General features: G+C 46.6%; 20 protein-coding genes. 4 read left to right on the top strand and 16 right to left on the bottom strand.

Annotated elements, in window-relative coordinates:
• Positions 1-27: 27 nt before the first annotated feature.
• The 8 genes from FC61_RS09655 to FC61_RS09620 all read right to left on the bottom strand — a co-directional run bounded on the left by FC61_RS09655 (position 28) and on the right by FC61_RS09620 (position 7,470).
• Positions 28-903, bottom strand: coding sequence for a triphosphoribosyl-dephospho-CoA synthase (locus tag FC61_RS09655; RefSeq protein ID WP_021742166.1), 876 nt, complete (start codon positions 901-903; stop codon positions 28-30).
• Entirely contained in the window at positions 903-1,448 is a 546-nt protein-coding gene (gene citX, locus FC61_RS09650) for a citrate lyase holo-[acyl-carrier protein] synthase (protein WP_021742165.1), read from the bottom strand. The genes FC61_RS09655 and citX overlap by 1 nt, the downstream gene beginning before the upstream one ends.
• A gap of 111 nt (positions 1,449-1,559) precedes the next feature.
• Positions 1,560-3,098 carry a citrate lyase subunit alpha gene (gene citF / locus FC61_RS09645; protein ID WP_003593416.1) on the bottom strand — a complete coding sequence of 513 codons (1,539 nt, stop codon included), beginning with the start codon at positions 3,096-3,098 and terminating at the stop codon, positions 1,560-1,562.
• Positions 3,088-4,002, bottom strand: coding sequence for a citrate (pro-3S)-lyase subunit beta (gene citE, locus FC61_RS09640; RefSeq protein WP_003593414.1), 915 nt, complete (start codon positions 4,000-4,002; stop codon positions 3,088-3,090). The genes citF and citE overlap by 11 nt, the downstream gene beginning before the upstream one ends.
• The gene (gene citD / locus FC61_RS09635) at positions 4,002-4,295 is read right to left on the bottom strand and encodes a citrate lyase acyl carrier protein (protein WP_003593412.1); all 294 of its coding nucleotides are present in this window, start codon (positions 4,293-4,295) and stop codon (positions 4,002-4,004) included. Before citD ends, citE begins: the two co-directional genes overlap by 1 nt.
• Positions 4,285-5,343: a [citrate (pro-3S)-lyase] ligase gene (gene citC / locus FC61_RS09630; protein WP_035464815.1), complete on the bottom strand. Its 1,059-nt coding sequence runs from the start codon at positions 5,341-5,343 to the stop codon at positions 4,285-4,287. Before citC ends, citD begins: the two co-directional genes overlap by 11 nt.
• Positions 5,344-5,374: 31 nt before the next feature.
• Positions 5,375-6,355: an AEC family transporter gene (locus FC61_RS09625; protein WP_021742161.1), complete on the bottom strand. Its 981-nt coding sequence runs from the start codon at positions 6,353-6,355 to the stop codon at positions 5,375-5,377.
• A 26-nt stretch (positions 6,356-6,381) separates the two neighbouring features.
• Positions 6,382-7,470 (bottom strand): NAD(P)-dependent malic enzyme, encoded by a 1,089-nt coding sequence (locus FC61_RS09620; RefSeq protein WP_225353921.1) that lies wholly within the window; start codon positions 7,468-7,470, stop codon positions 6,382-6,384.
• Positions 7,471-7,784: 314 nt separating this feature from the next.
• Between FC61_RS09620 and FC61_RS09615 the strand changes: the two genes are divergently transcribed.
• On the top strand, positions 7,785-8,738 hold the full coding sequence (locus tag FC61_RS09615) for a sugar-binding transcriptional regulator (protein WP_021742159.1): 954 nt from the start codon (positions 7,785-7,787) through the stop codon (positions 8,736-8,738).
• A gap of 1 nt (position 8,739) precedes the next feature.
• Here FC61_RS09615 and FC61_RS09610 read toward each other — a convergent pair whose 3' ends face one another.
• From FC61_RS09610 to FC61_RS09590, 5 genes are all read right to left on the bottom strand, one after another.
• The gene (locus tag FC61_RS09610; RefSeq protein ID WP_021742158.1) at positions 8,740-9,522 is read right to left on the bottom strand and encodes an alpha/beta fold hydrolase; all 783 of its coding nucleotides are present in this window, start codon (positions 9,520-9,522) and stop codon (positions 8,740-8,742) included.
• Between the two features lie 123 nt (positions 9,523-9,645).
• Complete coding sequence (locus FC61_RS09605; protein ID WP_021742157.1) at positions 9,646-11,277, bottom strand: ABC-F family ATP-binding cassette domain-containing protein; 1,632 nt, start codon at positions 11,275-11,277, stop codon at positions 9,646-9,648.
• 125 nt (positions 11,278-11,402) lie between these two features.
• Positions 11,403-12,263: an AraC family transcriptional regulator gene (locus FC61_RS09600; protein WP_035464813.1), complete on the bottom strand. Its 861-nt coding sequence runs from the start codon at positions 12,261-12,263 to the stop codon at positions 11,403-11,405.
• Between the two features lie 453 nt (positions 12,264-12,716).
• On the bottom strand, positions 12,717-13,907 hold the full coding sequence (locus FC61_RS09595; RefSeq protein WP_011667188.1) for an MFS transporter: 1,191 nt from the start codon (positions 13,905-13,907) through the stop codon (positions 12,717-12,719).
• A 95-nt stretch (positions 13,908-14,002) separates the two neighbouring features.
• Entirely contained in the window at positions 14,003-14,890 is an 888-nt protein-coding gene (locus FC61_RS09590) for a LysR family transcriptional regulator (RefSeq protein WP_035464811.1), read from the bottom strand.
• A gap of 109 nt (positions 14,891-14,999) precedes the next feature.
• Between FC61_RS09590 and FC61_RS09585 the strand changes: the two genes are divergently transcribed.
• A complete protein-coding gene (locus FC61_RS09585; RefSeq protein ID WP_015473268.1) occupies positions 15,000-16,031 on the top strand; it encodes a YeiH family protein in 1,032 nt (343 codons plus the stop codon).
• A 63-nt stretch (positions 16,032-16,094) separates the two neighbouring features.
• On the opposite strand, the gene FC61_RS09580 is transcribed toward FC61_RS09585, so the two are convergent.
• Complete coding sequence (locus tag FC61_RS09580; RefSeq protein ID WP_021742153.1) at positions 16,095-16,700, bottom strand: cadmium resistance transporter; 606 nt, start codon at positions 16,698-16,700, stop codon at positions 16,095-16,097.
• A gap of 71 nt (positions 16,701-16,771) precedes the next feature.
• Here FC61_RS09580 and FC61_RS09575 point away from each other — a divergent pair, with 71 nt between their 5' ends.
• A complete protein-coding gene (locus FC61_RS09575; protein ID WP_021742152.1) occupies positions 16,772-17,110 on the top strand; it encodes an ArsR/SmtB family transcription factor in 339 nt (112 codons plus the stop codon).
• A gap of 44 nt (positions 17,111-17,154) precedes the next feature.
• Here the strand turns inward: FC61_RS09575 and FC61_RS09570 are convergent, their stop codons facing one another.
• Positions 17,155-18,690 (bottom strand): multicopper oxidase family protein, encoded by a 1,536-nt coding sequence (locus tag FC61_RS09570; RefSeq protein WP_021742151.1) that lies wholly within the window; start codon positions 18,688-18,690, stop codon positions 17,155-17,157.
• A gap of 139 nt (positions 18,691-18,829) precedes the next feature.
• Here FC61_RS09570 and FC61_RS09565 point away from each other — a divergent pair, with 139 nt between their 5' ends.
• Positions 18,830-19,513, top strand: coding sequence for a VTT domain-containing protein (locus FC61_RS09565; protein ID WP_011667182.1), 684 nt, complete (start codon positions 18,830-18,832; stop codon positions 19,511-19,513).
• 64 nt (positions 19,514-19,577) lie between these two features.
• Here FC61_RS09565 and FC61_RS09560 read toward each other — a convergent pair whose 3' ends face one another.
• Positions 19,578-21,386 (bottom strand): heavy metal translocating P-type ATPase, encoded by a 1,809-nt coding sequence (locus FC61_RS09560; RefSeq protein ID WP_042516672.1) that lies wholly within the window; start codon positions 21,384-21,386, stop codon positions 19,578-19,580.
• Positions 21,387-21,417: the final 31 nt, after the last annotated feature.

Here is a 21,417-nt window from a genome sequence, read left to right as displayed (position 1 = left end):
GACATGTTTTCATGCCAATCACTCTTTTTATGGCGCAGTTATGGTACCTTCTTGTAGACCTAAAAAGATTGTCAAGATCAAAAGATCTGCCGATCCCCCCAAGCTTAAATGCCGTTGGTCAAAGACCTGATTCAGTTCAACGAGTTTCTGCCACCCAGCCGCTGTCTGACTACCACCAAGCGCTAAATACGTATGCGCTTCGGTATGGGCCCAGTCAACTACCTCACTGTTGCCGGCTCGCTTCACTAAGTTTGTATCTATTGAATTCGCCACAATAGTCAGCAAAGTATCCAATAACCGCTGATTCAGTGTCCCTGTACTCTGACGCAATGCTGGTAAAGCCCAACGAAAGACCGTAGGGTACCCGGCCTCTGCTTCACCCCGAATTCCTTTAATACCATATTGTAAGTACATTCGTTCTCCCGCCGTTAACATTGTCGGGTCTTTCGTTGCCAATCCGTCAAAGTCACGTGCCATCAATCCCATCAGCATTTCCTGTACAATCTTGCGTAAGTCTTTTGTCGGGTGAGCCACCTGATAGGCACTAGCCGCGACCAAGATTCCCAAAGAAAAGACTGCTCCCTTGTGCGTATTCACACCAGCTGTTGCGGTAAACATCTCCCGCTCTGCCACAACCCCTAGTGGACGTAGTTGGTGAAACAGCTGAGTTAAATCTGCCGTCTCAAACTGGCGACCGACCTGCTCACATTGACTAAAGTAAGGCTGTAAACTTAAGGCACTGTTGATAAAGGTAAACGCCGTCATATCTGGATGAGGCCCCTGACTAGCTGGATCAACAAGTCCCGGCTTAGGTGTGACCGTCACTTCATACAATAAGGCACGGATCGCATTTCTAACCAGTGGCGTTTGGGTTTGTTCATTTATCACGGACTTCTCCTCCATTAGTGGCTAACTTGCTGATACAATCGGTCAAAATAGGCTTGTAATTCAGCAACCGAATGACGTCGTGACCGGGCACATTCTTTGGCTGGCCGTTGACAGACAAAGCAACGCCGTACTGGAAATCCCAAGGCAGTTCGTGAAATCGCTTTGGCCGGATTACCAGTTAGAATATCCACGTCAAAAATTCGTCCCAACACATCCGTATCTTCAAATGTCACTGCTGCACGCTTAACGGCGGCACTGGTAGCCGATGACCGCCAAAACAACTCATTTCCCGTTAATTCATGCCATTCCGTAATTGGTATCACCGCAAGATTCACTTGGGTCAATACCGACCGAAATCGACTTACGCCCATCGTAAATAGCTGCTGCAACGCCGCATTGTTCTTAATTGGTCCTGGAACATTTAGCTTCGTTACAATCAGAGTTTCATCTGGTGTCTGTTCTAAGATTCGTTGCTGGACTGCCACACGCCGATCCCGGTTTGCCAACACCATAGCAATGTCGACCGGTGAACCTGTTTCAAAAATACTATGTGCCATCATCGAGAGGCCTCCTTACAACCAGTTTAACAACAAGGAGTCTGAGACAACGGTCCCAGACTCCTTGCTCCTTCTTATTGATCTAACAGGACTAACCCGTTCAAATCATTTTACTTAATCTTTTACTTGTTTGACTGTATCAATAATAGTCCCATCACGATACTCAATCAAGGCAACTGTCCGATCAGTAAATTCAAGTGGTTTCGGTGTCCCAACACGCTTTTCCGCCATCTTTTGTAAATCAGCAATGTCATAAACTGGCACTCCTGGAATGTGACTCAAAGCTTGCCGCAAATCTTGTCGCTTAGGATTAATCGCAATACCATATTCCGTTACCAAGACGTCCACCGAGTCGCCTGGTGTTACCACCGTTGTTACGTCTGGGACAACGGTAGCAATCCGACCGCGGACTAATGGTGCTGAAATGATCGTTAATTTCCCTGTTGCTGCATCTTGGTGACCACCAATGGCCCCACGGATGACCCCATCAGATCCCGTCATAACATTGACATTAAACTTTGTATCAATCTCTAATGCACTCAAAATGACAACGTCAAGCTGGTCAACCATGGCCCCCTTATTATCTGGATCAGCATACCAAGACGCATCAATCTCTTGTTGATTACGGTTGGTATGCATTGAATCTGCTGCACCCTTATCAAAGTCTTGAACGTCCATAACTTTCTGAACTAGTCCTTCATTTAAGAGATCGGTCGTTGGCTTAGTGATACCACCCAAGGCAAATGAGGCCTTGATTTGATTATCAATCATCGACTGACGTAGATAGCGGGTTACGGCTAAGGCCGCACCACCTGAACCCGTTTGGAATGAGAAACCATCCTTGAAGTACGGTGAATGCGTAATAACGTTGTTGACCGTTTCAGCAATCTTTAATTCCTTAGGATCTTTGGTAAAACGGGTAGCCCCCGAACCAATCTTGTCTGGGTCACCAACTTTATCAACTTTAATAACATAATCTACTTGGGTTTGTTTAATTGACGCTGGCGTATTGGGATAGTCCACAATATTATCTGTCAGCAAAACAACCTTATCTGCATACTGAGCGTCCATCAGGGCATAACCTAGTGAACCAAAGACGGCATCGCCTTCCATCCCATTGGCATTCCCCAATTTATCTGCGCTAGGTACACCCAAGAACGCAACATCAATCTTAATGTCTCCATGCTCAATGGCCCGTGCTCGGTTACCATGAGAACGGAAGATCACTGGATTTTCTAGGCCACCATGAGAAACAAAGTCACCTAATGAGCCCCGCATCCCTGAACTGGTGATATTTGTAATCGTTCCTGCTTTAATGGCTTCAATAACAATATCATTCATGACCCCGGTTAAAGAGGATGGCGCCAACGTTAGGTTCTTGAAACCAGCATCAATGATCACCCGCATTACTTCATTAAAAACGAAGTCTCCGTTACGAAAATGGTGGTGAAAGGAAATCGTCATACCGTCTTTTAACGTAGCCGCTACAACTTTTTTAATTGAGTCAACTACCTTGTCATCACCAGTGGTAACCCGAACTTTAGGCGCTACACGTTGAACTTCGGGATGACCGATTTCAGTCGTAGCAAACGGCTGGTAGTTCATCTGTTGTAATAAATCCGTTGGTAATTCTCGATCAACATTATTTTTCAATGTAGTTTCCCTCCTCATCGACTAAGTTGGACGCCTTGGCTAGCTTCATAACTCGTTGTGCACGTAACACAACTGGCCGGTCAACCATTTGACCATTCATGGAAATAACACCAGAACCTTTTAATTTGGCCTCTTGAATGGCATTAATCACATTCTTGGCATTGCTGATTTCGGCTTCTGTTGGTTCGTAGACCTTATTGACCATGGCAATTTGCCGTGGATTGACCAATGACTTACCGTCAAAGCCTAATTGATGAATATAGGCCGTTTCACGGTAGAATCCTTCGGTATCATCCATATTTGTAAAGACCGTATCAAATGCCGCTATGCCCGCTGCACGAGCTGCATGTAAAACCATATTACGAGCAAACAGAAGTTCTTGTCCGTCTGGATAACGGTGTGTCTTCATATCAGTCGTATAATCTTCTGCAGACAACGCTACCCCAATCATCCGATCCGAAGCAGCCGCAATCGCTGGTGCCTGTAAAACACCCTTCGCACTTTCGATGGCTGCCATGATATGGATCGACCCTGCTTCACGACCAAATTCTTTTTCAGCAGCGGCCACATCTTGATCAAGCTTTTCGACCATTGCTGCTGACTCGGCTTTAGGCAACCGAATCACATCAATTCCAGCCTTGACCATGGCCTTCACATCATTATCGTAGAAGGGCGTATCCTGACCGTTCACTCGAACAACCAGCTCTGCTTCACCATAGTCTTGTGATTGCAAGGCTTCATAGACCAAAACACGCGCTGCATCCTTTTCGGGTAATGATACTGCATCTTCTAGGTCAAACATAATAGAGTCAGCACCATAGATGCCTGCATCCTTAACCATAGCTGGGTTATTCCCCGGCACAAACATCATTGTGCGTCGTAACCGTTCTTCACTTTCAGCCATTAGAGCACCTCCCATGCTGGTTGTTCCGTTGTTTCCGTTGCACGTTGGACAGCAGCAATCGTCCGGGCCTTAATCACACAGTCCAGTGCACCCTTATCAACTGCTTTTACCTTAGCTGCCGCAATTCCCATATCGCTGAGTGTTTGTTTGATAACTCCCTCGATTTGGTCGCCAAAAACCTTCTTAACATCCGATTGTAAATCAATGCTAATACCATTTGTCGCGGCTGAAATCGTCAATTGAATATCAGAAGATTCCAATGTACCGGCAATGGCTGTCTTTTTAATTTCCATTAATCGTCATTCCTTCCTGAATTCTCGACTGTAATGTTCGCTTGTGTTGCTGAATAAATGTTAGCGTTGTCGCGGGCAAAAACGACTGCACTGTTTCAAGTTTATCGGCCGCAATTGCTTGACGAACCTGCGTTGCGGTAATAACTTGTTGCCCCACCCGTTTGCGATCAATCACCTTAACCATAATTTCTGGCGGTAGTTCTTTTCGGAGCACTTGATTATAAATTCCGGTTGTCCGTGAAAAGGGTTCACTCCCCAAATAACGCGTTTGAATATTTAATCGCGGCGCAATCTGGTTCTTAAATATCCGAGCATCTATCGTTGTTTGGTAGCGAATTGCCTCATTCGGTGTGGGTAAAAAGTAAGCTGGAAATGTGACATAACTGACCATATATTGACCACCACTGACCACCGTCACATTACTTAAATCTCGTGTCCCCTGTTGAACCAGTTGACGGCGTTCATCTGTTGTAAATAAAGAAACGTTGTCTTGAACAACAAATACATAAACCCGATCATTTTCCTTAGCGGCCTGTTCCACTAAATATCGATGACCTAACGTAAAGGGATTTGCGTTCATGACGATTCCCGCAACCCGTTGCTGCGCCTGATCAACGGCCTGTGGAATTCGCGCAACGTAGTCCGCAACGTCTGTATCTCCCGTTTCTAAAACCGCGCCTAAATCCGTATGTGCTAATTCCTTAAAACCAACATGCTGAAAGCTCGCCGAGTACTTGTTTTTAGTAAAAACAAAAACATGGAAGATTTCCCGCTCAGCTAATAGATTCATCAATGCAGATATGATCGTATTAAAGTGACTACCTTGCGCCGATTCTTTATTGCAGACACCCACATATTTAAGAACATTGCCCGCAACCGACCCTGTCGCAACTAACTGATGCTGATCATTATAAATTCCGAGTGTATGATCAATTTGAGCCAATTCATTCGGCTGAAAATTGCTGATACCTAGTGATTCCAGAAAGGCTTGCCAATCATCAAAAACTACTCGATCATTTAAATTTAAAGATTGAACGTCATTATTGATAGTACTGCTCCCCCTTCACTTGTAGCATGATCTACAGGTTTTGTAAGACCATGATAATTGGAACAACGATAATAAACAAGACCGAGGTCGATACAACAATGTTTGTCGCAAACTTTACATCACCATGGTACGTATTCGCCAAGATAGGTAATACAGCCAACGATGGTGTAGCAGCCTGAATGATCAAAGTTTGTTGGAAAACACTGTTCATGTGAATACCAATATGGAAACCACAGAATACGATGATTGCCATGATAATGGGTGAAATGGCAAAGCGACCCAATAACGTCCAAATAACATTACCATCGAACCGCATATTCAAAATGCCAAAGCGACGGAGCATAATCCCGATATAGATTAAAGACAAGGGCGTTACCAACGCACCAATATCTGACAAGGCCGTCGTCGCAAAGGTCAATTTCATAAGACCATTTTCTAACCCAGGGATATAGATAAATGGCAATGCCACAATGAACCCCCATAGTGGCGCTGGAATTAGGTGATGCCAATCAAATTTCGCCTTATTGCCACCTTCACGGTCAATCGTTGGATCATCACCGGCGATAACCCAAACACCTAATGTCCAAATAATAACTGTGTTGACGATGTAATACGTCAGTAAATAAGGAACCGAAACTTCCCCAAACAAAGCCACGTTCAAGGGCATCCCAATAAATACGGTATTGGCCCCATTAATTGCTGTCATCATTAAACCACGACGCCCATGTGGTACTTTAAAGGCACGGACAGCGATCCAAGCAACAACGTAACCCACAAGAATCGAGATAATCGTGTAAATAACGCCTGCCGATAAATTCGCCAGGTTGGACGGATTGAAATACTTCATCATTGCCATAAAAATTGAAGCAGGTAAGGCGATCCGCATGATTAATTTAGAAAGTGAACCCGAAAACTTTTCATCGAACCAACCACGAAGTTGACCATAATACCCAACGGCAATCATAATCACAATTGCTAACACGCTTTGAATCGAGGTGAGGAATACATCCATGATATTTACTTCCTTTTCGAAAAACCCTATTTTTTAGAATTAAGTAATGCTTGTGTGACAGTTTCAACAACCCCATCATCAAACACACCTGGAATAATTTTTTCTGGTGTTGGAGCAGTGATCATTTGTGCCAAAGCTCGTGCAACAACTTCTTCAACCGCTAGGTCTACTGATTTTAGCCCGCTTAGAAGTAATCCCTTGAACAGCCCTGGGAACACTAGGATATTATTGACTTGGTTAGGATATTGGCCTGAGCCAGTAGCTACAACCCCAGCATGGGCTGCGTGAGCGACTGCTGGATCAATTTCTGGTTTGGGATTGGCCAAGGCAAAAATAATTGGTTGATCAGCCATGCGTTCAACTTGAGCGCCCGTCAAAACATCAGCATCAGATAAACCGATGAAGACGTCCTGATCATCAATCACATCGTCTAAGCTGTTGCCCGTAACACTTAAACCAATTTCTTTCGCCAATGTCGTTTGATACGTGTTATAGGTCGTTGAATCTGGCTTAACCACCCCATCAATATCAACCAACGTGATGTGTTGAACACCGACACCGTGTAACAGCTTTGCCGTCGCTACACCCGACGCCCCTACACCATTTAAGACGACCTTGAGATCGGCCAAGTTCTTGCCCACAACTTTAGCCGCATTCAGCAGCCCCGCAAGTACCACAATTGCGGTTCCTTCTTGATCGTCATGGTAAACCGGAATATCCAACGTCTGGCGTAACTTATCCTCAATTTCAAAGCAACGCGGTGCGGCAATATCTTCCAAATGAATACCGGCAAAAGATAATGACGTGTTCTGAACGGTCTGAACAAATTCATCAATTGGCACTTGTTTAATGGCAATCGGTAATGCATCAACGCCGGCCAAATCCTTGTATAGCAATGATTTCCCTTCAACAACGGGTAATCCGCCGGCGGGGCCAATATTCCCTAACCCTAAAACTGCCGAGCCATCTGTTACAACTGCGACCAACTTACCACTCAAGGTGAGTTGGTCTTTTAAACTAGGGTCCTTTTCAATCGCCTTTGAGATAGTCGCCACACCAGGTGTGTAAGCCTTACCCAAATCAGTTTTATTTTCAACTGCTAATTCCGGAGCCATTTCCAGAACTCCAGTATGGGTCGCATGTAATTTAACAATTTCATCTTTATCCAATGGCGTTACTTCCTTTCAGCATTTTTACCTAATCAGTGCTAAGATCGTTCATTTTTTAACAAGGCCTATCTTACTCCGACTTTTTAAATTTTGCAAATTTTAATTGATTTTTTTAATTTTTAAAATGACGATATTAATATTTTAAAAAAAGCACATTTTTTTAAAATATAAAAAAGGCTAGTTGCTTGGCAACTAGCCTAAACGATTCAGTTACGAATAATGGTATACTTAGTCCACAGCATTAGCGGAGGATTTTTAGTATGGAAAAAAATATGACTCATGAAGAATTACTCGTACAGCTCGCCCAGGACTATTATTATTCTGGTTTGGCTGTCTCCGAGCTTTCTCGTAAATATAATTTAAGTCGTTATCACATTACGAACTACTTAGACGAAGCCCTCAAATCGGGTATCGTTTCTATTCAAATTAAGGCCCCTGTCGCGCGTAACTTTCAACTCGAAACTCGATTCAAACAGATCTTTGATATTCAACACATCGCCATTCTACGCGGGGATGGTAGCTCAGACGCCAACGCCGACAATGTTATTGCCTATGCGGCTAATCGCTTACAGCCTTTAATCGCTGATAGCCATGTTGTTGGTCTGGCTTGGGGGGGCACTGTCCACAGTATTATCGATCACTTCAAGTCGGAGCTCAATGAAGACCTAATTTTCACGCAATTCGTGGGTGAAAACATGAAATACAATTCCCGAACAGGGTCCACACGGATGGTTGAACATGCCGCCTCCAGATTTGAAGCTGATTACGTTACCCTTCCAGCACCACTATACGTCATCAACCAAGTTGTGCATGATTTATTACCGGAAGAACCAGCTCTCGAACACTGCCTAAAGGTTGCCAACCGAATGGATCTACTATTTTGCGGTATTGGGACGCTCTCTTCGGTAGATTCTATTCCCGCTTGGCATCAGGCTAAAGACCAAATTTTTCCAGGTGTCGATCCCGCAGACGTCGCCGGTATGTTGTTCGGTCGCCCCTATGATATTCACGGACATTTTTTAATTCCCGAACGCGATACAACCGTGGGTATTCCCTTGGAGGATGTTATGGCAACCCCCCGTCGCTTTGGCGTCATTAAGAGCAAGTTTAAGACCTACGCGGCCTTGGGGGCATTGCGTGGTAAACTTTTAACTGACTTGGTTATGGACGAAGGAATTGCCCAACGAATTCTAACTGCTAAAGACGAAGTTTGAGTTACCATGACGCCAAAAATGATAGCAGTATTTGATTAAAGACTACGGGTTGTTCTGCCATCACAACGTGTCCACAATTCGGAATAATCTGGGACTGTCCATGTGGCGTTAGCTCGGCACTAACCGTTGCAAATGCCGGATCAAAATATGGTGATTGTTCCCCTGCCACAAATAAGCAAGGCTGATGAAAGTTAAGCAACACGTCCCGCCAGTCTTGCGTTGCATGATCAAGCAGTAACGGATAGTTCAGTTGTGCGTCATACGGATGAGCCTGGTTAGCCATCTGAACCGCCTGGTACGTATCATCGGGTAACCGCTGAACCGTTGAATGCCCCAGCGGGTGTCTTAGTTGTTCATGAAAGTTTTCCCAAGTCAATGATTTAAAGCCGTATGACCAACTGGTATCCGTAATCATTTTAGGACTTTGGTCAACGTCAATCACGGCCTGAACATGCTGCGTACCGAATAGAGATAGGTACGCGAAAATCGTGGCCGCTCCCATAGAATTCCCCATTAAAATACAAGTAGTTAGTTGAAGCTGTGCGATTAATTCGGCTAAATCGGTCGCGTGACGGGATATCCGGCGCCCTTTAATTGTGTGTGCTGAAGCGCCCTGATTTCGAGCATCCAACCGAATAACCCGATACCCCTGCGTCAGTAATGGTTTAAGCTGGGCCGTCCAGATTTCTCGGTTACCACCAATTCCGGTTAATAAAATAATCGGAATCCCGGTTCCCGTATCATCATAACTAAGTTGTATCCCATCGGTTGTTGTCATTTGCATCAATAAAACCTCCTCGACTAGTTTCTATTATGGCATATTAAAAGGGCACTGAACGTGTATTTCACGTCCAGTGCCCTTTTCAACCTTATGAGCATCCCAAAGTCAGCTCAATAGTTAGTCTCGTTATTCACCATCATACAAAGCTGCCACCTGAGCCTGAACCTGCTCATGACCTAAGAATTCGTCATAAGTGGTATCTGCTCGGTCAACCAATCCCTTAGAACTCACTTCAATAATTCGGTTAGCAATGGTTTGAATGAACTCGTGGTCATGTGAGGTAAAGACGATTGCGCCGTTAAAAGCAACCAAACTATCGTTCAACGCCGTGATCGATTCCAAATCCAAGTGGTTGGTTGGATCATCTAACAGCAACACATTTGCCTTACTCAACATCATTTTCGATAACATTGCCCGGACCTTTTCGCCCCCGGACATCACATCAACCGCACGATTCACGTCATCCCCAGAAAAGAGCATTTTGCCCAGAAATCCGCGCAAGAAGGTATTATCACTCTCTTCTTTCGAGGCAAATTGGCGTAACCAATCCAACACGGATAAGTCATTATTGGCAAAGTAGTCATTAACATTCTTCGGTAGATACGTCGTGCTGGTGGTTTGGCCCCACACCACGTTACCACTATCCGGTTGGACATCACCGGCAATAATTTGCATCAACGTTGTCGTCGTCAAATCATTCCGGCTAATGAACGCCGTCTTCTCATCGGGCCGCAGGGTAAAGCTCACATCATCTAAAATGGTGACGCCGTCAATGGCCTTTGACACGTGCTCGACTCGAAGCAAGTCATTACCCAAGTCGCGTTCCGGGGTGAACTTAATATACGGATATTTTCGTGAAGATGGCTTAATGTCATCCAGCGTGATCTTTTCCAGTTGCTTCTTCCGTGACGTTGCCTGCTTAGACTTGGAGGCGTTGGCACTAAATCGCGCCACGAACTCTTGCAATTGTTTAATCTGGTCAGCCTTCTTGGCGTTTGCATTCGCCTTTAATTGCGCCGCTAATTCACTGGATTCCATCCAAAAGTCATAGTTCCCGACAAATAACGTGATCTTACCAAAATCCACGTCACACATGTGGGTACAGACCTGATTCAAGAAATGCCGGTCATGAGAGACCACAATAACGGTATTCTCGTAACCTGCCAAAAAGTTTTCCAGCCAGCTAATCGACTGGACATCTAACCCGTTGGTCGGCTCATCCAGCAATAGCACATCCGGATGACCGAACAAGGCTTGGCCCAACAACACCTTGACCTTTTGGGATTCGGTCAGTTCACTCATCAAGACATTGTGTAAAGAATCATCAATCCCCAAGGCTTGCAACATCTGACTGGCTTCAGCTTCGGCTTCCCAGCCGCCCATTTCACCAAATTCGGCTTCCAATTCAGCAGCCCGAATCCCATCAGCATCACTAAAATCTGGCTTCATGTAAATGGCATTCTTTTCTGTCATGATATCGTAGAGCTTTTGGTGCCCCCGAATGACCGTATCCATGACGATGCTATCTTCAAAGGCAAAGTGATCTTGATTCAGACTCGACATCCGCTCATTGGTTCCCATTGAAACGTTCCCACTGGTGGGTTTCAATTTACCTTCGATAATCTTTAGGAAAGTTGACTTTCCAGCGCCGTTAGCGCCAATGACCCCGTAGCAGTTACCTGGGGTGAACTTGAGATTAACATCATCGTAGAGTTTCCGATCGGAGAACTGCATACTGACATTATTGACGGTTAACATGAACGATTCCTCCTATTTTGACAGAAAAAACCAACGTGTCTGATTAACGGCAACGTTGGTTTCAACTTATTTTCGTTATGACATATTAGGGTAGTGTATCATAAAAAGTGCCGCCTGTCACCCGCTTAGGACCAGCTTTGCTGTGCCGAATAACGTTGGCGATAAGTCCGTGGAGTCATTTGGTAGTATTGCTTGAACGTCACAAAGAAGTTTTTCTCGGTGCTAAAGCCCGTCTTGAGTGCAATATTTTGGATTGAATCCTGTGACGTCATCAGCAGTGATGTCGCCCGTTCTAAGCGAATCTGGCCGAGATACGCCTTGGGTGAAATCCCCATATAATCCTTAAAGTAGCGGGAAAAATAAACACTGGAGTAATTTAGTTGCTCCGCTAAATTGGCAATTGAAACGGGTTGCGCGTAGTTCTCCTGTAATTCCGTAACGGCCTGCCTGAGTGGTGCTGGTAATGGTAACTGATCACTGGTCACTTGGCCATTAACCGTGAGATGCTTGAGTAATTGGCCGACCAATTGATATTCAGCTCCCAAGCTCGTGAGATAGGCTGATCGCGCTGATGAAGGTGTAATCACTCCCGCAACCAACGTCTGAACGGCCTTCGCCAGCGGCTGATATACTGCCGATTGCAGGTCAAGGTCCAGTGGCCCCCAAACGGGCAGCTGCTCATCGGCCACAGCATTGCGTAACCAGGACGCCGGTAAAAGCAGCGTCACAATTTGGTTATCCTCATCCAGAAACGTCTCATAACTGTGCACTACCTCCGAATTAATCACGTAGAGGTGGTCAGCCAGCATATGATAGGTCGAGCGGCCAATGTGCACCGTTCCAGGCTGTCCTCGGTAAGCATAGGCCAATTCAACCGCGCGATGCCAGTGGGGCAAGACCATTTTTGGCCCCACCGTCCCGTGTGAAATAACTCGCAATGGCAATTCTGTCTTAAAGTTTAGTCGTTCATGATACGGATGTGGCATACTGACGCCCCTTCTTCTATCTGTCATTGAGCCATGTTTTCCCGCACGGTTTAACCGTAACCGCTTTCAGTCATAGCATAACATGTTAGGAGGCAAGATAGTTAAATTTAGTAAGCCAATTATTAGATTATGGGATTACCCCCATCCTTGATCCCCGTTATAATGAACTTGCAACATCAGGATAACAACGACGGCCATGATTGGCGTTGCCTTATCCGGTTAGGTTGCTGATCTTAACTACTATCACAACTTGGGGGAGTTATGATAGCTAGTGAATCGGTATGGCTTGAGGGGGCCTACCAACAGAATAGACGGCCATCGGGGCCTTGGGGGGAGCAGCTAGAGAACCATCTAGTTGCTTTTTAATTTGTCGTAACACCCGTTGAACTCAAAAAACGCGTGTTTCTAAGAATCTAATTGATCCCTAAAAACACGCGTTTTTTACTATCACAATCAATTAACGGTCGACTGCTGCTTGCCCGGTTGTTTTAGTAAAAAGGCCATCAGATACGACACAATCAAGAAGACAGCCACGACCAGATACGGAACGTGCGTATTCCAATCCAATAACATGCCGGACATAATCGGTCCCACAATGTTCCCAATGCTCGTTAAGGACATATTCAAGCCGTTGATTAAACCCTGGTCCGACTCGCTAGCCTTGGTTAAGAGCGTGGTAATGGCTGGCCGTAAGAGGTCAAACGCTGAGAAAATAATCAATGTAGCGACCATTACTTCTAACTTCGTGTGGGCCTGCGTAATCCAAATGGTACAGATTGCCGCGAGGAAGAAGCAAAGGCGAATCACCCGCCGCTCACCCCACTTGCTGACCATGGTATCGAACAACGCCACCTGCAAGAATAGTGAAATCAATCCATTCAGAGTTAATACTAAGGCAATATTACTCAGACTGAAGTTAAAGACTTCGTTAACATAAATGCTGTAAATACTTTCAAATCCCTGTAGGCCAAATGATGACACTAAAATCATCGTAAATAAAATAATAATGGGTAGCGTCCAAAACGCACGACTCATTGGGTGAGCAGTCGTTTTCGCTTGTTCGGGTTCTTCTACTACCCGCTTATTTTCAGCATCACTAGGAAGTAACGCAATCAAAACAATTGCGCTTAATAAGCCTAAGGCCCCAGCCACCCAAAATGGGGTTTTGTAGCTGATACCAGCTAATATACCACCAATACCGGGGCCCAAAATCAAGCCACCACTAAAGGCCGCTGATAGCCAGCCAATCACCTTGGCCCGTTGTCGTTTAGTTGTAATGTCTGACGCTAACGCCATCGCAGTTGGCACAACCATGGCGGCTGATAGCCCACCAATTAGGCGGGAAATATCAAAGACCCAAAGATAGTTCGTCAGTGCGAATAGGACTTCCGATACCATATATAACAGTAACCCCACCGTCAAAACTGGCTTACGGCCAATCTTATCGGACAATCGACCGATGAGGGGTGACGCCACAAATTGTGCCAGCGCAAACAGGGCATTCATGATCCCCATATCAGTCGCCGACAAATGCAGTTCTGTTTTTAAAAACGGCATGACCGGAATCACTAAACTAATTCCCAAGCAGACTAGAAATTCACTAAAAATTAAAATAAAAATGGCCCGTTTTGTTTTGCGTGTCACAACGGTTCACCCCTTCTCCATATTTTTCGACAATAGTCTCATGCTACCAACAAAGAACCGGGTTTGTCCACTGTTAAGCTCATCTTTTAAGCGACTTAATTACCAGGTTGTCGTAAAGCTTGTGTCCAGCGCTGATAATCCGCAGCAAAAAAGCTATCGCGCGCATATACCACCGCCAATTCATGGAGCAATTCCCCCGCTGGTAACCGTAATGTCACTAACTTTCCAGTCGTTAATTCACTCGCCACAACCGACCGATAAACAAAACTAATCCCTGCTCCCCGCAACAACAACTGCCGAATTGCCGCCAGATTATTAATCGTCACCGTCTGCGAAAACTCCGCTAGCGTTACATTGGCTGCCTGAGCCAGATTGGTCAGAATCTCTCGACTACCAGATCCCAATTCCCGCAGCAATAATGGATAAGCCGTCAAGTCCGCCCAACTAACTTGTGCCTGCTGCGCCAGTGGATGATTGGCGGCCACCACGGCAACAAATGGTTCCTCACGAACTATCTGATAATCATATCGCGTCTTGTCAAAATTGCCTTCGATCAAAGCAAAGTCGCTGGTTCCGCGATCAATCGCGGTCAAGGCGGCTTGCGTGTTAGTCACCCGGCATTGAATGTCGCGAAATTGCTGGGTAGCCTGAATCGCTTGAATCAACTGGGGCGCTAAGAATTCGCTCAAGGACAGTGTCGTGCTAAAAATCACTTGCCGCGTCACCTGAGGGTGCTGTAAGGCCGTGACCACCTTATTGGCCTGCACTTGAATCCGCTGCACAAAGGCTGCCAATTCTTGACCCGCTGGCGTGATGGTCAGCCGTGGTCGTTGATACCGAACCAGTTTCACGTTCAGCTCCATTTCCAAACTCTTAATCTGTTGAGACACTGCCGGCTGAGTAATAAAGAGCCGTTGGGCCGTCTGGGTATAGGACTTTGTTTGCACTAAAACCAACAGGGTTTCGTATCGTTTATCTAGCATATCATCGCTCCTCATAAGTAAAATTTATATCGTCATTAAATATCCCAATTTTATCTTATAATCGACTTCCGGTAAACTAAAGTTATCAATCATAGAGGAGGAAATTGATATGGATATTCGCAATACCCTAGTAACCCGCAGCTTCTGGGGAGCGGCTGTCATTACGTTAATTTGTGCGGTAGCCGGTAGCGAACTGGCCCAATTGCCCTATTTGAACTTAGTTGGTGCCTTGGTCATCGCCTTATTATTAGGGATGGCTTGCCAACTCGCACCCCGGATGGTTGCCGTCAACCGGGATGGCATTGGATTCATTAGCAATAAATTTTTACGATTAGGTATTATTCTTTTAGGTTTCAAGTTAAATCTTCTGCAATTGGCCCAAGCGGGGGTCAAAACCATCACGCTGGCTGCCGTCGTCGTTACTGGGATGGTCTTCTTGACGTATAACTTGAGTCGTAAGCTTGGGGTCGACCGAGAACTAGCTATTCTAACCGCTACGGGTACGAGCATCTGTGGTGCCGCCGCCGTCATGGGCGTCTCTCCACAGATTAAAGTCCCTGCCGATCAAGCTGAACGACAAAGGGAAAACGAAGTCTTGGCCGTTGCCATCGTAGCGATTTTAGGAACTGTCTTTACCCTAATTGAAATCGGGTTGAAACCTCTATTGCACCTGACTGCCGTTCAATTCGGCGTCATGACGGGTGGCTCACTGCATGAAATTGCCCACGCCGTTGCCGCAGGTAGTGCTGGGGGCCCTGTGAGTCTGGACACCGCGATTATTACCAAGTTATCACGAGTACTCTTATTGGCTCCGGCTGCCTTGATCATTGGCTGGTGGTACCAAAGACAAACCGCCACAACAACCACAAACGATGGTCCAACCAAATTACCAATTCCCTGGTTTATGGCCGGTTTCCTATTAACCAGTATCATTGGCACCTGGGTCCCCTTAGGAGCCACCACGTTGGCTGGTCTGGTTAAACTTGCCTACATCTTCTTGGGGATGGCAATGGCCGCTCTTGGTATGAGCGTGAATTTCCGCGTTATCTTCCAACGGGGGGGCAACGCCTTTCTAGCCGCAACCTTATCGTCCGTGGTCTTACTAGCTGGGGTCACCATTGCCAGCAAGCTATTCTTTTAAATCGTGATTCATACAAAAACCAGTATCCAGCCGGTTCATGGCTGTGATACTGGTTTTTTACGTCTATAGCCAACGCAATAGTTGGTGAATCGTCCCGTTGTCCCACAAAATATACCCGCCAAGCAGAATATAAACCACGACGGTCAGATGACGCCCCCACTTCTCTAACACGCCAGCAATCACTGGCAATGTCGCCAGTCGAAATCCCAGTTCCCAAAACACAACGACCATGCCGGCAAACGTGATTAAAATTAATGGAATCTTACTAGTCGCAACAGTGGTAAATAGGGGCACGTAGATCCCAATATTGTCGGCGCCACACGTAGCAACGGTAATCAGCACGACATTCGCAATCAATCCCCGGGGCTGACTGACCCGGCGTTCAACCGCGGCCACATCATCGTCATCGCCTTGAAGTCCCAATTTGATGCCTAAATAGATGGGAATTAGGCCTAATAATCCAAGAACCCAAGGGGTTGGTACAAAACCTAAGAAGAAGGCCAAGGCCAGAGAGCTCCCAACCAGAATCAATGTACCGATAAAGTCACCAATTAACACGAGCCAGCGATCTTGAGGCTTTACGCGGCTGAAAATTATCATTAGAATAACAAGGTAATCTAATCCGGTTGAGATGTAAGCCGTCACTCCGGTTAAAATTGGTTGTAACATGGTCGGTCATCTCCAATATGTTATTTTTAACATATGTTATCATATTCATATGAAAGGAGCAACCTATTTAAATGTCGTCTACTGAAGAACCCGTCACTACCATTCAAGCGCCCAAATTGGCTGCAGCACAAGCTATTTTCAAACTTCTAAGCAATCCCACGCGACTGCAAATTCTTTACCTATTGGAACAGCGATCACTCAACGTGAGTGAACTGGGTCAGTACTTACAGGTCGAACAGTCGGTTGTATCTCATCAACTGGCTCTCCTGAAGAAAGAACAACTGGTCACCGCCCAACGTATTGGTAAACAAAATTTCTATGAGCTCGATGACCCCCATATTTTAGATATTGTTAACGAAACCCTTGCCCACGTGGATCATGTTTTGCGGGGGAAAAAGCATGGTGAATAATGAAAAGGCAACCACATAATGTGATTGCCTTTTCATTCTACCGACTACATCTCCATCCCCATCTTCTCATAGGAACTCATCCCCGCCAAATGTAAATCTTTGACGGCAATACCGCGTTCTTCAGCCACGGCCTTCATCAGGGTCTCCATATCCATTAATTTATAGGTTTGTGGGTGTTGCGGATCAAAGACCTCAATTTGAGCCATCATGCCGCCATCTTCGTGTTCGATGATGTGACAATGATACATGTAGACCCCTGTGTGGTCAAACCAAACCTTTAACCGCACGGTCTCCCCAGGGTTAACACCAACTGTATCCTTAAAACCGTGTTCATTCGGATATGGGGCGTGCCCGTTACGTGAGACTACTAAGAACTGCGTACCATGCATATGGAACGGATGCACCATGCCGCCGTCCATATCATTCGTATTGGTAACATCCCACAGTTCAACATTACCAACCTGCTGTTTGGCATCGATCCGTTGCATGCCAAACTTTTTGCCGTCCATCATGACCGTCTCATCCATGCCGGACATCACCACTTTACGAATCGGCATATCCGGTGTCACGTCCGGATTTGGTATCTCAACCAAATGTTCTGGGAGCACAGCCGTATCTGGCGTAAATTCATGAACTCGGAAACGAACCAACGGCACGTCGTCACTATACAGCGTGACGGTCTCTCCCGGTGTCACGTCACCAAAATCAACAATAATTTCAGCACGTTCAGCACAAGTCAACATCAAATGTGTAAAGGCCACCGGTTCTGGCAGCAAACCGCCATCCGAAGCAACCTGGGTAAACGGCAGATCCTGACTAAAATGCAACCGCCATTCCCGCCGATTAGCGCCATCTAATAACCGTAAGCGCAGCCGTTGGGTTGTCACGTCAAAGTACGGGTTAACTGTCCCATTAATCAGTGGTGTCGGGCCCTGAACACCGTCGGGATCATAATCCGCTTCATAGTCCCACTGATTATCTTCATGGAACCGCCGATCCTGTAAAATCAGTGGAACGTCATCAACGCCATAAGTATGTGGCAATGGCAACTGTGCCTCGTGATCATCGGTTACTAAGGCTAAGGCCGCAAGCCCCTTCCAGACCTGTTCCGCCGTTGATGGACACGGGTGCGCGTGTAACCATAAGGTTGCTGCCGGTTGGTCCACTTTAAAATCAATGTGCCGCGTCTGTCCCGGATAGACCGGTGCATGACAGCCACCGTCCGTATATGGCCCGGGGACATTTAAACCGTGCCAGTGAAATGTCGTCAGTTCTGGTAAGCTATTCTTCAAATCAATATGCATCGTTTTACCCTGCGCAAAAACCAATGTTTGCCCCAGTAGACTGGTGTTATAGCCCCACGTCTTGGTCTTCTTACCGGGTAACAGTTGGGTTTCACCAGCTTGGGCCTCGACCGTATAGTAGGTATCCGTCGCGGTTTCTTTATCTGGCTTCAATAACGGCGGAATCCGTAAGGCTTGTTGTGGTGTCTTCGGTTCTGCCAGCGGCACATACCCACCATCATGGGTGTTATAGGCCGCTTCATCAAAAAAATAATCGGTATTAAGTGATTTTGTCATTTTTCTGGCTCCCCTACGATCAGATTTCTTGTTACCCTTTCATCATACTCCCCGAACCGGCGATTACTCAATCTGTTCGTTCTCTTTCTCGTAGATTTATGGTAAGTTAAGAGTATCTAATGGCAAAGGAGCACCGCTCATGACAAATCGATATAAATACTGGCTGATTGGTCTGGGCATCGTGGGATTGGTTGCCTTGCTAAGTTGGTTATGGATTGACTACCGCACGACTGGTACCACGATTCTAGCAACCCACTTCAATCGGGATCGCGCCGTTTTAATTAATCAGTTGCGCCATCAGGGACGACATAACGCCATTATCCTCGTTGCGGCTATTGCCATTGGTTCAGCCATCCCTGGGGTGCCAATTTCAGCAATTGCTATCTTATCTGGTATCTTCTTTGGTCGCTGGCCCGGGTTCGTGATTAACCTAACTGGTATTACACTGGGCAACCTGCTGGCCATTTACCTCATGAGCCAGTTTCCCAAACGCTCGAAACCCAGTCGCTTTCAATACCTCACTGACAAGTTAAAGACTATGCGCCATCCGCGGTTAGGGCTAAGCATTGGCTATGCTATTCCGATGTTACCGACCGTACTGGTCAACTACACGGCGCTAGAATTACGACCGTCGTTTGCCACCACTTTTAGCTGTATTGTAATGGGGTCTCTGCCCGTATCATTTCTCTACGCCTTTGGTGGCGATGAACTGTTATCTGGTAACATCAAAACCGTTATCTTAGCCGTGGTCTTAGTCCTTTTATTAGTGGGATTGTATGAAATTATTCGCCGCGATCAACGGCGCAAAGCACAGGCTGACTAGTGGCCCTGACGTCAAAAAGGTACGAATACTTGCCAGACAAATCCAGCAGTATCCGTACCTTTTATTAGTTCTCTAACGAAGTCCGATCTGACCGGGCCCGTAACGCGTATAGGATTGTCACAGTGTCGACCACTTCTTGGAAGACCGCGCCAACAATGGCTGGAATAATCCCAGTCGTGGCAATCAGCATTAAGCCGGTACAAATAAAAATCCCAATCAATACGGACTGCCGGGCGACCCGCATGGTGTCTTGCGCAATGACTCGCGCCGTACTGACTCGCGTGAGGTCATCCTTGAGCACCACGGCATCAGCTGATTCACTGGCAGCCGTTGCCCCATGGGCCCCCATTGCGATCCCAACATCGGCGGTTGCCAAAGATGGTGCATCATTAATCCCGTCACCGACCATCGCTACCGGCCGTTGGTTCGCAGCTAGCTGATCCAATACTGCAATCTTACCGGCGGGCAAACATTCCGCGTGAACTTGGTCTAACCCCACCTCTTGGGCAATTTGTTCTGCAATTGGCCGACGATCCCCAGAAATCATCATCAAGTGCGCGACTCCCGCTTGGCGTAGTCGCGTCATAGTTGTAGCTGCTTCTGGTCGTACGCGATCATTGAAGCTGACGTATCCCTGATAGACGTCATCGACCGCCACATAAACAGCCGTTTGATCCGGTTTGGTGATCGACTCTGACGTGACAAATGCCGCTTTACCTGCACGAACCTGCTGGCCGTTGATAGTCGCCACTACCCCTTGCGCCGTCGTTTCCGTCACATCGGTTGCCGTTAACAATGGTAATCGATTAGCAGCAACTAACGACTGGGCCAAAACGTGGCTAGAATGCTGTTCCGCGCTGGCTGCCAGTTGTAACAGCCGATCGGCCGACTGCGCCCCTTGCGGTACCACCTGATCCACCACTAATTTTCCCTGCGTAATCGTTCCCGTTTTATCAAAAGCCACCGTTTTGACCTGTGCTAATTTTTCCAATGTCGTCCCAGTTTTGACAATGATCCCGTTGCGACTCGCCCGACTCATCCCCGAAATTAATGCAATCGGGGCTGCGAGAATTAACGGACACGGTGATGCCACGACTAAAACCTCAGCAAACCGGACCGGCGTCTGTGAAATTGCCCAGGCAATCCCCACAATGATGTAAGCCAGAATCGTAAACGGTACAGCGTAGCGATCCGCCATTCGTACAAACTTGGCCGGCTGCGCTTCTGCTTGCTTTACCAAGCGAACGATATTTTGATACTGACTATTCTCAGCGGTCTGATCTGCGCGGAGATACACCGCCGCTTCACCATTGATGCTCCCAGACATGACCGTATCGCCAATTGCTTTTTCAATGGGCCGTGCTTCACCCGTCAGTGACGCCTCATTAACTGTCGTCGGCCCCGTAATCAACGTCCCATCAACAGGCATGACCTCGCCGGGCTTGACCAGCAGTCGGGCGCCCACCGTAACTGTATTGACCGCAACATCCGTAACTGTCTCGCCATCAACCACGTGGGCCGTCTGCGGCGATTGGTCAAGTAGCGTTTGTAGCTCACTATTGGCTCGCTGCGCCGCAAAGTCTTCTAGCGCGTCGCCCCCCGTCAACATGAGTAAGACGATTAACGCTGCCCAATACTCACCCACGGCTAAAGTTGCCACAACGGCGGTAATCGCCAACAGATCCACACCGAATTTGCCAGAGCGTAAAGTCTTCACCATGTCCACAAACATAAGCAGGGCTAAACAAATGCCAAGGGCACTGACTAATAATTGTGCCAGCCCTGCTTGGTGTGCCAAAAACTGCAGGCCTAAAGCGATCACACCTAGACTCACCACAAACCAAAATCGTTTGTATTCCTGTAATTTTCCCATCACGGTACCCCCAAAATAATACTTTTAAGTC

This window comes from Levilactobacillus brevis ATCC 14869 = DSM 20054, from assembly GCF_001433855.1.
GTDB lineage: Bacteria > Bacillota > Bacilli > Lactobacillales > Lactobacillaceae > Levilactobacillus > Levilactobacillus brevis.
The sequence above is the reverse complement of the archived record's forward strand: the minus strand, read 5'-3'. Positions and strand labels throughout refer to the sequence as shown.

Bases quoted from the DNA above. Each gene is read 5' to 3' on its own strand.
- FC61_RS09655 (WP_021742166.1), bottom strand. From the start codon at position 903: ATGGAGGAGAAGTCCGTGATAAATGAACAAACCCAAACGCCACTGGTT.
- citX (WP_021742165.1), bottom strand. From the start codon at position 1,448: ATGATGGCACATAGTATTTTTGAAACAGGTTCACCGGTCGACATTGCT.
- citE (WP_003593414.1), bottom strand. From the start codon at position 4,002: ATGGCTGAAAGTGAAGAACGGTTACGACGCACAATGATGTTTGTGCCG.
- citD (WP_003593412.1), bottom strand. From the start codon at position 4,295: ATGGAAATTAAAAAGACAGCCATTGCCGGTACATTGGAATCTTCTGAT.
- FC61_RS09625 (WP_021742161.1), bottom strand. From the start codon at position 6,355: ATGGATGTATTCCTCACCTCGATTCAAAGCGTGTTAGCAATTGTGATT.
- FC61_RS09620 (WP_225353921.1), bottom strand. From the start codon at position 7,470: ATGGCTCCGGAATTAGCAGTTGAAAATAAAACTGATTTGGGTAAGGCT.
- FC61_RS09615 (WP_021742159.1), top strand. From the start codon at position 7,785: ATGGAAAAAAATATGACTCATGAAGAATTACTCGTACAGCTCGCCCAG.
- FC61_RS09610 (WP_021742158.1), bottom strand. From the start codon at position 9,522: ATGCAAATGACAACAACCGATGGGATACAACTTAGTTATGATGATACG.
- FC61_RS09605 (WP_021742157.1), bottom strand. From the start codon at position 11,277: ATGTTAACCGTCAATAATGTCAGTATGCAGTTCTCCGATCGGAAACTC.
- FC61_RS09600 (WP_035464813.1), bottom strand. From the start codon at position 12,263: ATGCCACATCCGTATCATGAACGACTAAACTTTAAGACAGAATTGCCA.
- FC61_RS09590 (WP_035464811.1), bottom strand. From the start codon at position 14,890: ATGCTAGATAAACGATACGAAACCCTGTTGGTTTTAGTGCAAACAAAG.
- FC61_RS09585 (WP_015473268.1), top strand. From the start codon at position 15,000: ATGGATATTCGCAATACCCTAGTAACCCGCAGCTTCTGGGGAGCGGCT.
- FC61_RS09580 (WP_021742153.1), bottom strand. From the start codon at position 16,700: ATGTTACAACCAATTTTAACCGGAGTGACGGCTTACATCTCAACCGGA.
- FC61_RS09575 (WP_021742152.1), top strand. From the start codon at position 16,772: ATGTCGTCTACTGAAGAACCCGTCACTACCATTCAAGCGCCCAAATTG.
- FC61_RS09570 (WP_021742151.1), bottom strand. From the start codon at position 18,690: ATGACAAAATCACTTAATACCGATTATTTTTTTGATGAAGCGGCCTAT.
- FC61_RS09565 (WP_011667182.1), top strand. From the start codon at position 18,830: ATGACAAATCGATATAAATACTGGCTGATTGGTCTGGGCATCGTGGGA.
- FC61_RS09560 (WP_042516672.1), bottom strand. From the start codon at position 21,386: ATGGGAAAATTACAGGAATACAAACGATTTTGGTTTGTGGTGAGTCTA.